Origin of the sequence: Nibrella saemangeumensis (assembly GCF_039541915.1) — a bacterium.
Lineage (GTDB): Bacteria > Bacteroidota > Bacteroidia > Cytophagales > Spirosomataceae > Nibrella > Nibrella saemangeumensis.
In genome coordinates this window covers 132661-147042 of record NZ_BAABHD010000005.1, presented here as the reverse complement: position 1 = coordinate 147042, position 14382 = coordinate 132661, and the positions used below count along the sequence as shown (strand labels likewise).

Here is a 14382-nt window from a genome sequence, read left to right as displayed (position 1 = left end):
TTTCCGCTCAGTTCGCTAGATATCTAGATATAAGGTTCTACAGTTTTCGGATCATCAGTAAACCGTCCCGGATGGGCAGCAGGATATTTTCGACCCGTGGGTCTTTCTGTACTTTTTCGTTGAACGCCAGCACGGCTTTGGTGTCTTTGTCCGATGGCTTCACCGGCTCAACGACCTTGCCGCTCCAGAGTACGTTATCGGCCAGGAGAATCCCACCCGGACGAACTTTGTCCAGCACGAGATCGTAATAAAGCGCGTAGTTTTTCTTATCGGCATCGATAAAAACCAGATCAAATACTTCGTCGATACCCGGAATTAGCTCGGGTGCATTGCCCAGCCGGAAATCGATCCGGTTGGCGTAGGCCGATTCGTTCCAGTAGGTGCGGGCAAAATCTTCCAGTTCCTCGTTGTTGTCGATGGTAATCAGCAGGCCGTCGTCGGCGAGTCCTTCGGCGAGGCAGAGGGCGGAGTAGCCGGTGTAGGTGCCAATTTCCAGGATACGCCGGGGGCGCAGCATGTGCGAGATCATGGCCAGCAGCCGGCCCTGCATATGGCCAGACAGCATGCGGGGCCGCAGAATGTGGGCGTGGGTGTTGCGGTTGAGCCGTTTCAGCAGCTCACTTTCGGGAGTTGTATGGGCTTCGGCGTAGGCCGACAGTTCGGATGGTAGAAACTCCATTCGGTTCAGGAATGGCTCCGGCGCAGCAAGGCCCGGAAGCCCGTCTCGGTGGTTTGGGTAAAAATAGCGTTTTCTGGTAAACGGATACTATATCGCCGGTGGTATGTGGCCAAAAAAGATAGCAGCCGGTCTTTTAAACAGCGAAGGCCACCAATTGGTGGCCTTCGCTATCGTTATTTTACCTGTTTTCGCCGGCTGATCAGCTCCCGCCAGGTGGTCAGGATGATGCCTTCTTTTTCGATAAACGCTTTGAGGGCCGGGTCCATCATGGCCAGCATATCGCCCTTGCGGGTAGGGCCGGAATTGCTGATTTGCGCAAATTGGTTGCCCGTATCGGTCGCGTGATTGATGATAAAGGTAATCCCGGGTTGGCAGGCTTTTAAGAGTTCAATGTATTTTTCGGTTTTATGTTTCCGCAAATTTTCATCCGTCACGGGTGTTCCGTTTGGAAGATTCCAGCCGTAACTGTCGGAGTGGAGATCATCAATCACGGGCAGGCCGGCATTCCAGAGTTGCTGACCGATAAGCCGAGCCGTTTGGCGCAGCTCCGGTGTCATCCGGGTGTCACTGGCAATCAGGGTCGCATGACCACCGGGGAACATCACCGGAATTTTCTCCGTAATGCCTGCCTTGATGTAACGTTCTAAAAATTTGGGGTCAAACAGGGTGCCCATATGTGAGTCGATATGGGTAGGCTCCACACCAAAGCTTCTGAACCTGGCAATCTGGGCCCTGATTTCGGCCTCCACCTCGTCTGCCGACGCATGTTGAACCACCTGCTGTACATTGGGCCAAAAGGCCCCGTACTGATCATAGAGGCCAGGGCCTTTTTCGCGGCCCACTAACGGATGCCAGCGGTAATTTTTGAACTCTGATGTCAAGACAAGATGTACCCCGGCATCGACCTGTGGATGCTGTTTCAGGTAATCAAAAAATTGCGGAACCCAGCCGCAGGGCATCATGACACTGGCAGAGTTGGCCAGACCCTGCTCCATTGATTTGATCGTACCCTGATTGGACTCATAGCTCATGCCGGCATCATCGACATGAAAGATCACGACTTTTTTACCTTTCGGGAAGCCGAGTTTTTCGGCAAAGGTTGGCGGCTGCGGTTGAGCGTTCACAAGGGTGGCAGCCAGGAGGCTGAGTAAACCGATTAAACTTTTTTTCATGGTCAGGGCGTATCAGGAATAACGTATCAGGCGTACTAAGGTATCAAAGACCGGGCGTTCCGTTTTCTTCTTGTCTTCGGTATACAGAAAAATTTACGGAAGAGACTATTCTATGATCTTTTATCCTATACAATCCCCATCATTCAATTCTTTCTGCCTTTGTCTTACATTCGCTGCCTGATCTCTAAACTACCGAAGGTAACAATGAATGCGATTGGCATCGATATGGGCGGTACGCGCATCAAAGGTGTGCTACTCAACGTAACTACGGGCGATGTGCTGCACAAGGTGATTCTGCCTACTGGCGACGGAGAAGGTACACCCTGGAAAACTGCAGTTCAGGAGCTGGTTCAGCAGCTTAAAGCAGCAACAGAAGAACCGATACAGGGTATCGGTCTGGCGGCTCCGGGTCTGCCCAATGCCGATAATACAGCGATTGCCTGTATGCCCGGCCGCTTGCAGGGACTGGAACACTTTTCATGGCCGGAGTATCTCCAGGAGCCGGTGCGGGTGCTGAACGATGCCCATGCCGCCCTGCTGGCCGAAGCCCGCTACGGTGTCGCCCGACAGGCCTCTAATGCCCTAATGCTAACTTTAGGTACGGGCGTGGGCGGAGGGCTGTTGCTAAACGGTCAACTCTACCAGGGTTATTTCCAGATGGCAGGTCACCTGGGCCATATCTCCGTAGACGTCGATAGTGAGCAACTGGATATCACCAGCATACCTGGTAGTCTGGAAGACGCTATTGGTAATGCCACCGTAGCCCGGCGGTCGTACGGGCGTTACCAGACTACCTACGCGCTGGTGGACGCTTACCGGCAGGGTGAGCCGCTGGCAGCGCTGGTCTGGCTGACATCCATCCGGCGGCTGGCTGTAGCGGTGGCTTCTCTGGCCAATGCTTTTTCGCCCGAAGTAGTAGTCATTGGTGGGGGGATCACGCAGGCCGGTGATGCCCTGTTCGGCCCTTTAGAAACTTTCATAGATTTGTTTGAATGGCGTCCGGCTGGCAAGAAGACGATTATTTGTAAAGCCCACTTTGACGAATGGGCCGGTGCTATCGGCGCGGCCGGAAGTGTCATTTCAAACCTTTCTATAGCTACAAATCAACGCTAAACAGCTATTTCTAAACCGAAGTATGACCGTTATTGAACAATATCTTCAGAAGTCGAGAGCCATTCTTGATGTTATCGAGCAGCAGACCGAACAACTGCAGCAGGCGGCACAATGGTTTGCCGAGACGATCCGGGCGGGGCGGATGGTACATGTTTTCGGGTCGGGCCACAGCCGGATCATGGTGGAGGAGATGTGGCCGCGCTATGGTTCCTTTCCCGGTTTTAACCCAATCGTCGAACTGTCTCTGACCTTTCACAATCTGGTGGTGGGGGCAAACGGGCAGCGGCAGGCTATGTTTCTCGAGAACGTACCCGGGCTGGCCGAACGCATACTCCGGAATTATGATCTGTCGGACCTGGATTCAGCGCTGGTGATCTCCTCCAGCGGCTGCAACGTGGTACCCATCGAAATGGCAGAGCTGTTTCAGCAGCGCAGAGTAAAGGTCGTGGCGCTAATTACTCGCAACCATGCCGAACAAAGCACCAGCAAACGAGCCGACGGCAAAAAGCTGAGCGACTTTGCCGACCTGGTTCTGGACACCGGCGCTCCCGTTGGCGATGCCATGATAACCGTGCCGGGTCTGGATACACCTGTAGCGCCGGGTTCTACGGTGGGTGGGGCCGTTATCGTTAATTGCATCAAAGCGGAGGTAGCCCGGCTGCTTACCCAGATGGGCCAGCCGCCGGTGGTCTTGTCGGCGGGAGCCGTGGTGGGAGCCGGTCGGGCTGTCGATTTATTTGAGCGGGCGTATGATGAACATGCCCATCGCCTGGCTAAGTTATACGCACAGGTTGGGCAGGCATCGTATGTAAGTCAGGGGCAAAAAGAGGAGTAGGCGTGTGGATTACACCCTGTTTTTTGAGTCGATAACGATTGTTACCGGCCCGTCGTTCACCAGTGCTACTTTCATATCGGCACCGAACTCGCCGGTCTGGATGGGTTTGCCCAGATCGGCGGATAGTTGTTGGATCATCTGCTCGTAGAGCGGAATGGCTACTTCGGGCCGGGCGGCTTCGATAAACGACGGGCGGTTGCCTTTCTTCGTGCTGGCGTGGAGGGTAAACTGACTGATGAGCAGAATACTGCCGTCTACGGCCCTGAGGTCGAGGTTCATTTTCCCCTCGGCATCGCCGAAGATACGCATACTAATGATCTTCTTACTAAGCCAGTCAAGGTCTTCGCGGGTATCGGTATGGGTAATGCCGAGGAGGATCAGGAAGCCCAGGCCAATTTGTCCTTTTACCTGTCGGTCTATCGTTACGGATGCTTCAGAAACACGCTGGATTATGGCAATCATGAGGAAATTATAAATGCAACAGCAGATTAGCAATCATAAAGTATACGCCGATGCCGATCAGGTCATTGGCGGTGGTTATAAACGGACCTGACGCTACCGCCGGATTGATGCCGATGCGGTTGAGCAGCAGGGGTGTAATGGTACCCATGAACGACGCCAGCATCACCACCGATAATAGGGATGTGGATACCACAAAAAACAGCCTGGGTTCACCGATAATAAACGTGTAAGCACCAGCCAGCAGCCCCACCACCAGGCCGTTGATGAGCGCCACCAGAATGGTGCGTAGCAGCCGCTGCCCCAGTGATGCCGTAAGCCCGGCTTTATCAGACAGGCCCTGCACAATAAGCGAAGCCGTCTGGATACCCACATTCCCGCCGGTAGAGCCAATAATCGGGATAAAAGCCGCTAGAGCCGCAATCTGACTCAATTCGTCCTGAAAGCCATTGATTACCGTCGCAGCCATCAGACTGCCCACGGCACCGGCTACCAGCCAGGGCAACTGCACTTTAGCGCGTTGCCAGATGTTATCGTCTTCGACCACCTCACCCGAGATACCCGAGATGGCCTGAATATCTTCTTCGGCTTTTTCGGTAATCACGTCTACGATGTCATCAATGGTGATGCGGCCCAGCAGGCGGCCCTGTACGTTCACCACCGGAACGGCTTCCAGGTCATACCGCTGCATGATCTCGGCAACTTCGGTAACGGGCCGGTACGTTTCCACAAAGATGATGTTCTCGTCGTAGATGTCGGCAATCTTAGCGTGTTTCCGCGACAAGACAATCCGCTTCAGCGAAACATAGCCGAGCAGCTTACCGGCATCATCAACCACGTACACGACGTGAACTTTCTCGACATTCTCGGCCTGCTGGCGGATTTCCTCGATACACTGGTTGACCGTCAGCTCCACGTTGATCTTGATCAGTTCCTTCTGCATCAGACCGCCGGCTACGTCTTCATCGTAATGCAGCAGGTCGAGGATAAAGCGAGCCTGTTCGCGGTCTTCCAATAGGCCAATAACCTCTTCCCTGATCTGAATGGGTTGCTCGTTCAGGATGTCCACCGCATCGTCGGAGTCCATCTCGTCGACATAAGGAGCCAGTTCCTGGGAGGAGAAGTCTTCCAGAAAATCCTTCCGGTCGCCGGGGTCCAGATTAGCCAAAATTTCGGCTCCTACTTTCCGGTTCAGCAACGATAGTAGATAGCGGGCCTGCTCGGTTCCCAGTTCATACAGAATACCCGAAATATCGGCGGGATAGAGTTCCTCCATCTCAGCCCGCAGCAACGCATCATCCCCTTCGGCAATCGCCGTCTGGATTCGTTCGAGGTATTCTTTGGTTAATTCAAACGTCATATTTGTAGACCAGATCGGATCGCCGAAGCGATTATATTCCGGTTTATTGTCTCAACCGGTAAGCTAACCGTCGATGGGCCTGTCTTTAACTTTAGCCGTTGAAAATTTTTGAGTTATTCCGGAATAGAATTCTGGGGCATACTCAGATTTGTCAGTTCCACAAAATCCGCTACGCTCAACTGCTCGGCGCGTTTGTCCAGCAGCGGGTGCGTGAGCATGGTTTCGGGTAGGTTCATGGATTTAAGGGCGTTGCGTAAGGTTTTCCGGCGGTTGTTAAATCCCTGCTTGACCACCTGCACAAACCGGCGCTCGTCACAACCCAGGTGTTCAACCGCGTTGCGCCGGAGGCTGATAACGCCCGAGTGAACTTTGGGCGGTGGGTTGAACACGCCCGGCTCTACCGTAAACTCGTATTTGATGTTGTACCAGGCCTGCAGCAGCACACTCAGAATGCCGTAATCTTTATTGCCGGGGGGCGACGCAATCCGCTGAGCTACCTCCCGCTGCAGCATACAGGCCACCTCCGGAACCCGGTCGCGAATATCCAGTATCTTAAAGAAAATCTGTGACGAAATGTTATACGGAAAATTCCCGATGACCGCAAACGGCTCCGACCATAAATCCGACGGCTTCATTTCTAGAAAATCACCTTCGATAATCCGCCTGTCAAGTTGCGGAAAGTGCTGCCGCAAATACACCACCGATTCGGTATCGATTTCCACCACATGCGTCTCGAACCGCTCGTCTTTTAACAGATATTGCGTCAGTACACCTGTACCCGGTCCAATTTCCAGCACTTTATGATAAGCTCCATGTCCTGACAGCAGACCCGCGATGCGCTCGGCAATCCGGACCTCTTTCAGGAAATGCTGCCCGAGGTGTTTTTTGGGCCGGACACGATCAGAAGCTCCCTGAGGGTTACGGTCCGGCCGGGCTGGCGTACCTCGGGCTGGATTGCCCCGGCTGGGACGGTTCTTATCGGAGCGGCTGCGGTCGGGGCGAGTGGGCATAAGTAAACAAATAGTTAGTGCCGCAAAGGTACGACCCTGTCCCTATAACTAAATCACAGGAACCGCGCTTCATAAAATTATAGCAAATTTATCCTGCATTAGCTACTTTTACCCGCTTTCGACGCCATCAGGCCTTTCATGCGCGGTACCATTATTCATTACGACGAATTAACCCGGTGCGGTTTGGTGAAAGATACCAACGGCAGCGTACACTATTTCCGGTCGAACCAGTTAGTGCCGGGGTTTTCACCCACCGAAGACCGGTCTGTGTTGCTGACAGTAAATAACGGCGAGTTGCTGGCTGTTGGTCCGGATACCCCGGCACCAGCTCCTATAACCAGTACCGTATACCGGCCTCAGCCGCCACCTGTCCAGCGCACACCGTCCGCGACGGGTCTGCTTAACTGGCCAGGGTTTGTGGTGTCGCTAGCGGCATTGGTCGCTATGTTTTTTGCCGGTGGCGAAGTGAGCCCGTTGCGAAACAGCAAAACACCCCCGCTGATTGAGTCGGTCTGGGCTATTGCGGCTGCCGGTTTGCTGGCACTGGAGGCCTACTGGTTTGCCAATGGGGCCGGTCGCTGGAAAGTCAGGCTGAATGTCTGGCCAATTGCGTTATGTTCTCTGATGGCTTACTGGATGCAAAGCTGCGATGGGTTTGAACCGGACACCGCATTTGAGGCCTATACGTATTTATTGTTGGTGCTTTTTCTGGCGGCTTATTTGCTGCCTTATCAACGAGGCAATAATAACTAACCACTGACTCCGTTTTTATTGGATGATGAATCAGCGTATACGAAAACAATCGACTCATTGGTTTTTCCTCCTTCTTCTGGTAACCCTCTTCGGGTGCGGTGGCAACGACCGGGGAGAGCGGACCGAACGAAAGGGAAAAATAAACAAAGACAATACCACACCAGCGGCTGCTCCGGCGGCTACGCTCAATGAAATCCACTTCTTCATGGAAACCTCGGCGAGCATGAACGGCTATCTAAAGGGGGGGACCGAATTTAAAGATGTGGTGTCGGAAATTGTAACTAAGGCCAATACCATTAAACCGGTAACCATCTGGACCATTTCTGAGCAGCCTCAGCCATACAAAGGCAATCCGGCCAAATTTGTTTCTGATATGGCCACCACACCCCTGGCTTCAGGTCGCAGTTCCAAGCTGCACAGCATCTTTGAGCAGGTTGCCAAAAAAGCGGGCGGTAACAGCATCGCTATCCTGGTGACCGATGCGATTCTGTCCTTCCCGGACCAGGAGATCCGGCGCGATCCCAACATCAACCGCACCGACGCATCGAGTGTGCTGAAGAACAATATTTACGATGAGTTTGTCCGCATGAACCGGCAGGGCATCGGCGCTACCGTGTATGGCTATCGTTCGGCCTTCAACGGTACCTATTACGACTACCAGAATGCCAAACAGACGCTGAACGGCGAAAGTCGGCCGTTCTATATCTGGGTAATCGGTAAGCAGGAATTGCTGAACGATTTTAATCAGCGGATGCAGGAAATGCTGACCAGCCAGCCGGCTAAAACACTTTCGTTCGGTACCGGCAGCGCCCTGAAAAAATACGATCTGTTCTTTTCGCTGAACAAAAAAGGCGACTGGCGGGCCAAAGGCGGCAACGTGTCAGAGCTAAAGACCAAAGGTGGTGCGCCGGCCGAATTTGCCGTTGGGCTTGACCTGAATGGTCTGCCGGCCTACGCCCAGACCGACGATTATATTCGCAAAAATCTGGTGGTTACCTCGAAAGATGCCTCCGTCAAACTGGCCAATGTGCAGAAGAAAGAAGCCGTGACCAATACCAGCCGGTTAAGCGAGCGGGAACAGCGGCTGCTGAACCAGTCGACGCATGTGCTGACGTTCCGGATTGATAACGTATTTGGCGACGAGGCCAATGTGGCGGTACGCCTGCCGGTGCGGTTTGATAACTGGCCGGAGCAATGGTCGACCATGGATGACCGGACCGCTACGGGTCGCCAGAACAAGACCTTTGCCCTGCAGCACCTGATGAACGGCGTCAAAGAAGCATACCAATCGGCAACAAACGATTTTCTGCAACTCAACTTTAAAATAGAAAAATAGGCTTGTTCTTTGTTTCAAGTTCCAGGTTAATTCGTACGGTCATTAGTCTGGAACCTAAAACCTAAAACAACGAACCTCAAACTTTAATCGTAACTAATGTTCACCTCCCTGTACGAACTCTGGCTGGGCCAGAACAATGACCCCATCTTCGCCGACGAGATTTTTACCCCAGTCGGCATGCTCACCTTATTGTTTGCGCTGATCGTAGCGGCTGTGTTTTACCTGCTGCTTGGACGGTGGAAACCGGTCTTCGATAATACGACCCATTGGATAATCACTTTGGTCGTGGTGGCAATTTTCGGCTTTGTCTATGCGTTGCAATATGCAAAGGACCGCACCGGTGCCGACGAGGCCGACAGCTACATGCAGGGTTTCGGCGGCATCAATGCGCTCTATGCCGTCATCTTCTTTACCATTTTTTCTGCTTTGCTAAAGCGCTTTTCCATTTTCGCCAAACGGACACCTTTTTAAAATAGGTTTCAACTGTTTCAGGTTTCATGTTTCAAGTTTAGCAGTAGCTCATTTTAACTTGAAACTTGAAACCTGAAACTTGAAACAATTAAGTTTATGAAACTATTTCTTTTTGGAATTGGGGGAACGGGGGCGCGGGTGCTGCGCTCGCTGACGATGTTGCTGGCTGCCGGCGCGAAAACCCCTGCCGACCTGACGATCATTCCCATTCTGCTCGATATGGACATGCAGAACGGCGATACCGAGCGGTCTCTGCGCATTGTGGAACTGTACCGGACTATCCGCCGGGGGGCTTATAAAGACACCGCTGCGCAGGGTGGTCAGTCGGAGCGTCGCACGTTCTTTGCCACGCCCATGCAGCCGCTGGGTACTTTGCAGGCCGATAACGCCCAGGAGCGCATCGGCGACTCCATTCTCCCGAAACTGACGGAGCATCAGGGTACGTTTGAAGAGTTCCTGAACGTCAGCAGCCTCGAAGACATTGACCGGGAATTCCTGAAGCTGTTCTACGACAATTCGGCCCGGCCGACGAGCGCCGAACTGAAGCTGAACCTCTCGGTTGGCTTCAAGGGTAACCCCAACATCGGTAGTGTCGTGTTCAATTCGCTGGAAGACTCGGCCGTGTACAAATACTTTACCGGTGCCTTCAACAACGAAACCGACCGGATCTTTATCATCAGCTCCATTTTTGGCGGTACCGGTTCGTCGGGTTTCCCGCAGTTAGTAAAGCTACTGCAGCACCCCAGCCAGAAAATGCCGATCCGGAACGCCCGCAAGGGAGCCGTGACGGTGATGCCGTATTTTGCGCTGGAAGAGAACGCCGGCAGCTCCATCGATCAGAACCGGTTTCTGTCGAAGACCAAGGCCGCCCTGTCATACTACCAGAACCAGATCCAGCTGGATGCGCTGTACTACATCGGCGACCGGCCCGGTGCCAAGCTGTACCCCAACGTGGAAGGCGGTTCGCAGCAGATCAACAATGCCCATATTGTGGAGATGCTGGCGGCTGAGGCTGTCCTGAATTTCGCCATGACCGGCAACGATGATTTCGGCGACAACAAGCGGTATTACGAATACGCGCTGCGACGCAACGACCGGAAGCTGGACCTGCCCCACTTCCACGACAATACATACCACAACCTGCTGGAGCCGCTGATCCGGTTCTCGTACGCCACCAAATTCTTCACCGATTTTGTGCCGGCAAACATCAATGAGGCCTTCGCCAAGAATCTCCAGCTGCCGCAGCAACTGAACACCAACACGTTCTATACCTCCCTGCGCAACTTCATGAGCTTCCACTACAAGGAGTGGCTGCGTGAACTGGCCGAAAATGACCGGAGCTTCAACCCGTTTGATCTGAATGCTCCGTATAACTCCATGGTCCGCTCCAGGCAGATCGAAACCGGCTTTTTCAACAAGGGCATCAGCGACGGCTTCCTGAAAGAACAGGCCGGCAAAGCGGAGAATACCCTGCAGGCGGCTTATCCTCAGCCCGAAATGCGCTTTATGCAGATACTCATTGAAGTAGCCGAGCGGTGCCGGGAGAAACTTGGCCCTATTAACCGGGAACTGGCCGATGCCGTTGTTTAACCCGACCTTTTAGCTTTTTAGTGAATTATGGCTCATATCCTTCGAATTGATAACGATCCCAACGTTAGTGAACAAAATCACCAGGGTTGGACCGGCACCCAGGGCGGTCTGACCGGTAACCGCATCGAGCATATCCCCGACACGCTGTCGGGCGCGGCCGGTGGGGCGTCCGGGGTAGCGTCCAAAGCGGGCACCTCTATTCCGTCGCCGTTCGCGCGGCTGTATCTGTTCGATACGGCCTTTCGCATGGTGCGCAATAACCTGAACCCCCGCGAGCTGTCGATGTACCACGTGCTGGTGTCGCACTGCCTCGATATGCTCGAACTGCTGTTTCAGGCCGGCAACAGCAACGATGTAACCTATCGCGTCTGGGGCCGGGCCGAGCGGCTGGCCACCTTAGGCCAGCGTACCAACTCTGCGCCGGTCGGCTCGGCGGGCCCGGTACGGCATTCGCACCAGATTCTGGCCAAGGCCCTGGAACTGGACCTGCGCAACGAACTGGCCAACCTCCAGCAGTTTACCCTGATCTACTACAAAGGGGCGCTGCTGGGTGGTACATCACCGCTGACGCTCGTCTTTACCTCGCCTAACTGGGAGCAGGAGCGGCAGAACAAATTTATCGATCCGCCTAAGAGCACAACGGGCCGTATCCTGTTCCAGAACGAGTACATCCCGCTACAGGACCGCGACGACGCATTCGTGACTTACATGCGCCGGCTGTACGACCAATATGGCAGTTCGGCGCTGTACGGCGGCTTCAAAGACTACCTGTATAAGGTGTTCTTCGATAATCCGGTGCCGCTGCCGGTGGCGCAGGGCACAACGCTCAGCAACTTTGACCCGATTACCATCGGGGGCGAAAGCAATTCGGCCCTCCAGGTGCTGCCGGGAGTCGTACTGTATAAGGTGCGTGAAGCTGACCTGATGGACGACATCGAGGAAAGCAGCGATTTTGTGCTGCAGCCGACGGTCACGCATTTTCAGCGCGAAGCCCGCAACGGAGCCCCGACCAATATCCGGCGGCCGCTGGCGCTGGCGTCGCGGATGGATGTGGCGGGCCGGTACGTGAAAAATACCCCCTGGAATCCGCAGACGGTTATCTTCCGCTCCTCGCTGAACAACCTCAGCGAAGACGGCCTGCTGGCCGACCGATACCTGCCGGGTGTAGACAACGTGCGGTACCCGTTCGTCACCACGGATGACTTCCTGGAAGATTTCCTGATCCGGATGCCGTTCAAAATCAATAACGAGCGGTTTATGACCGGCACCATCGGTGACTCTGAATACCTGTTGCCGGTGCGGAAGGCGTATTTCAACTTCTTCCGGCCGGAAGATCTGCAAAAGCAGCTTACCATCCGGGAAGAGGACCGGGGCCTGGGCCGCGTCATGATTGCTTCGCTGAAGATTCCGATCCGGAACAACCGGACCATCGAGTTCCGGAAAGAATACGACCTGAATAAGCCCGAAACCGTGCTGGAGTTCCGTTCGGGTATCGCGTTCTTCCCCTTCTACCGGATTACGGTTCCCGATCCGTACTGGCAGAGCCTGAACAAATACAATGTCCTGGTGGCCGACTGGAGCGAAGACAATACCGGATTCCGGGCGGCTACGTCGGTGCGCTTTTTTCAATTGGCCAATATTGTATCGAACCAGTGGCTGAACGTACCGGCACCGGAGGCCCGGACGCCCAAAGCCGATCAGCCGGCATCGTACTACTACAAAGTACCGCAGGATTTTGACCTGGTCGAAATTCGGCTCGAACGGGGTGGCGTACCCTACCACGGTCTGGTGCTGCCGAAGTTCACGATCATTGACCAGAAAGGCTACAAGAATTACACCTTTGCCATCGACTTCGGTACCTCCAATACCCACGTCGCCTACGCCGATGCTGCCGTTGGGGGCGTAGAGCCGAAGGCGCTGACGGTGAGTGACTCCAAAGTTCACCTGGATCAGGATGAGCTGCAGATGGTGTCGCTCAACAAGCCATACGATGGCTACGAAGCCCGCACCATGTACGACAAATACCGGCTACCCATCAGCTACGGCCGGCTGCCGCAAATGGATACCCTCATTCGCCGGGAATTTGTACCACCGATCGTCGGCCGGGAATATGGCTCGCCTTTTGTCTTCCCGCTTCGTACCACCGTCTACGAAAAAAGCGGCTTTACCGACAGCGGAGACAATTTGTTCAGCAAGATCAACTTAGGCTTCAATATTGATCTGGAAGAGGGTAGCACGGGCGTCAACCACTACATCACTAACCTGAAGTGGCTGTTTGAGAACCAGCCGGGCGATACCCTCAACCGGCCACGGGTGCGTGCGTTCTTTGAAACGCTGCTGCTGATGATCCGGAACAAAATTCTGCTCAACCAGGGTAACATCCAACAGGCGAGTGTGGTCTGGCTGTCGCCGTCGAGTATGCGGGCGCTGAACGAAGACAACCTGGTGCAGGAGTGGGAGCAGGCCTTCCGCAACGTATTTGGTACCACCAACATCTTCCGGCAACGGCCGATCTCCGAAGCGCTCGCACCGTACTTCTACCTCGTTAAAAATGGGGTGAAGTCCTTCGCCGATACCGTCAACGTAGATATTGGCGGGGGCACGGCCGACATCATGCTGTTCATGAAGCAGCAGGGCCGGTACCTGAATACCTCATTCCGCTTTGCCGGCTACGACATCTGGGGTGGAGGACTCAACGAGCAGGGGCATCCGTCGCATCGGAAAGATAACGGCTTCGTTAAGAACTACCTGACCTACCGCCGGACGCTTAACCAGAGTCCGGCGCGGGAGGATAACATTCTGCAAACGTTTCTGGAGAAGCCTGAACTGACCGCCGAGGACATCGTCAGCCTGCTCTTTAAGTACAACGATCATTTCAAGTTCATCCAGTCTATTCAGGATGGAAAGCCGGCCCTGCGGCTGGTGCTGTACCTGCACTACAGCGCCATTGTGTACCACCTGGTGCAGCTGATCGAGAGTCATCAGTTGGGGCTGCCCCGTTACCTGACCTTTACCGGGCGCGGTAGCCAGTACCTGAACATGTTGGGCTCGCGGTCGCGGCTGATCACGTTTACGCGGATGCTGTTTGAGTCGTACACCAAGCTGCCGATCCCGCCCGACTTCGAAGTGATCCTGACCGATAACCCTAAGGAGACCACAGCCGCTGGTGCGGTGTTATTCGAAAACGCGGGTGCCGAAAAAGCGCAGTACGAAAACCGCGAAACGACCTCGTACTGGGGCGATGAACTCGAAAACCAGACGCCGTTTGAGTACCGCCGGACCAAGATTGGCGAAGCCAGGGCCCAGACGGATTTCCACAACTCGGTGCTCAACAACGTGAAGACCTTCCTGGAAAAGACGCTGCTCAACCGGGATATTGCGTACTTCCTGAGCGAGTACAACATCCAGACGCCAGAGCGCTACTTCGACTACCTGGTGGGTACCGATGTAACGCGGGGCGGCCTGGTGTACGACAGCTACATGCTGGCCAGGGTAGGACTGGAGAGCCGGCCGAACGAAGCGCTGGCCGAAACGTTCTTCTTCCTGCCGCTCAAACACGCACTCTACGAATTGTCGAAACACATTGCCGAATCCTGACCCCTGG

Annotated in this window: 12 protein-coding genes; 7 read left to right on the top strand and 5 right to left on the bottom strand. The window is 54.3% G+C overall.

What is annotated here, in order from left to right:
• Positions 1-37: 37 nt before the first annotated feature.
• Both ABD949_RS02495 and ABD949_RS02490 read right to left on the bottom strand, forming a co-directional pair.
• Positions 38-679 carry an O-methyltransferase gene (locus tag ABD949_RS02495; RefSeq protein WP_345240226.1) on the bottom strand — a complete coding sequence of 214 codons (642 nt, stop codon included), beginning with the start codon at positions 677-679 and terminating at the stop codon, positions 38-40.
• Between the two features lie 173 nt (positions 680-852).
• Positions 853-1851, bottom strand: a complete 999-nt coding sequence (locus ABD949_RS02490; RefSeq protein WP_345240224.1) for a polysaccharide deacetylase family protein — start codon at positions 1849-1851, stop codon at positions 853-855.
• Positions 1852-2055: 204 nt separating this feature from the next.
• On the opposite strand from ABD949_RS02490, the gene ABD949_RS02485 reads away from it, so the two are divergent.
• Positions 2056-2964: an ROK family protein gene (locus ABD949_RS02485; RefSeq protein WP_345240222.1), complete on the top strand. Its 909-nt coding sequence runs from the start codon at positions 2056-2058 to the stop codon at positions 2962-2964.
• Positions 2965-2986: 22 nt separating this feature from the next.
• Positions 2987-3799 carry a sugar isomerase domain-containing protein gene (locus ABD949_RS02480; protein ID WP_345240220.1) on the top strand — a complete coding sequence of 271 codons (813 nt, stop codon included), beginning with the start codon at positions 2987-2989 and terminating at the stop codon, positions 3797-3799.
• 9 nt (positions 3800-3808) lie between these two features.
• Here ABD949_RS02480 and dtd read toward each other — a convergent pair whose 3' ends face one another.
• The 3 genes from dtd to rsmA form a co-directional block, all read right to left on the bottom strand.
• A complete protein-coding gene (dtd, locus tag ABD949_RS02475) occupies positions 3809-4261 on the bottom strand; it encodes a D-aminoacyl-tRNA deacylase (RefSeq protein ID WP_345240218.1) in 453 nt (150 codons plus the stop codon).
• A 7-nt stretch (positions 4262-4268) separates the two neighbouring features.
• Positions 4269-5618 (bottom strand): magnesium transporter, encoded by a 1350-nt coding sequence (gene mgtE / locus ABD949_RS02470; RefSeq protein ID WP_345240216.1) that lies wholly within the window; start codon positions 5616-5618, stop codon positions 4269-4271.
• A gap of 113 nt (positions 5619-5731) precedes the next feature.
• A complete protein-coding gene (gene rsmA / locus ABD949_RS02465; protein ID WP_345240214.1) occupies positions 5732-6628 on the bottom strand; it encodes a 16S rRNA (adenine(1518)-N(6)/adenine(1519)-N(6))-dimethyltransferase RsmA in 897 nt (298 codons plus the stop codon).
• 138 nt (positions 6629-6766) lie between these two features.
• On the opposite strand from rsmA, the gene ABD949_RS02460 reads away from it, so the two are divergent.
• The 5 genes from ABD949_RS02460 to ABD949_RS02440 all read left to right on the top strand — a co-directional run bounded on the left by ABD949_RS02460 (position 6767) and on the right by ABD949_RS02440 (position 14375).
• Positions 6767-7381: a hypothetical protein gene (locus ABD949_RS02460; RefSeq protein WP_345240212.1), complete on the top strand. Its 615-nt coding sequence runs from the start codon at positions 6767-6769 to the stop codon at positions 7379-7381.
• Positions 7382-7406: 25 nt separating this feature from the next.
• The gene (locus tag ABD949_RS02455) at positions 7407-8717 is read left to right on the top strand and encodes a hypothetical protein (protein WP_345240211.1); all 1311 of its coding nucleotides are present in this window, start codon (positions 7407-7409) and stop codon (positions 8715-8717) included.
• Positions 8718-8813: 96 nt separating this feature from the next.
• Positions 8814-9188: a hypothetical protein gene (locus ABD949_RS02450; protein ID WP_345240210.1), complete on the top strand. Its 375-nt coding sequence runs from the start codon at positions 8814-8816 to the stop codon at positions 9186-9188.
• Between the two features lie 96 nt (positions 9189-9284).
• Positions 9285-10778, top strand: coding sequence for a hypothetical protein (locus tag ABD949_RS02445; protein WP_345240208.1), 1494 nt, complete (start codon positions 9285-9287; stop codon positions 10776-10778).
• Between the two features lie 27 nt (positions 10779-10805).
• Positions 10806-14375, top strand: a complete 3570-nt coding sequence (locus ABD949_RS02440) for a hypothetical protein (RefSeq protein ID WP_345240206.1) — start codon at positions 10806-10808, stop codon at positions 14373-14375.
• Positions 14376-14382: the final 7 nt, after the last annotated feature.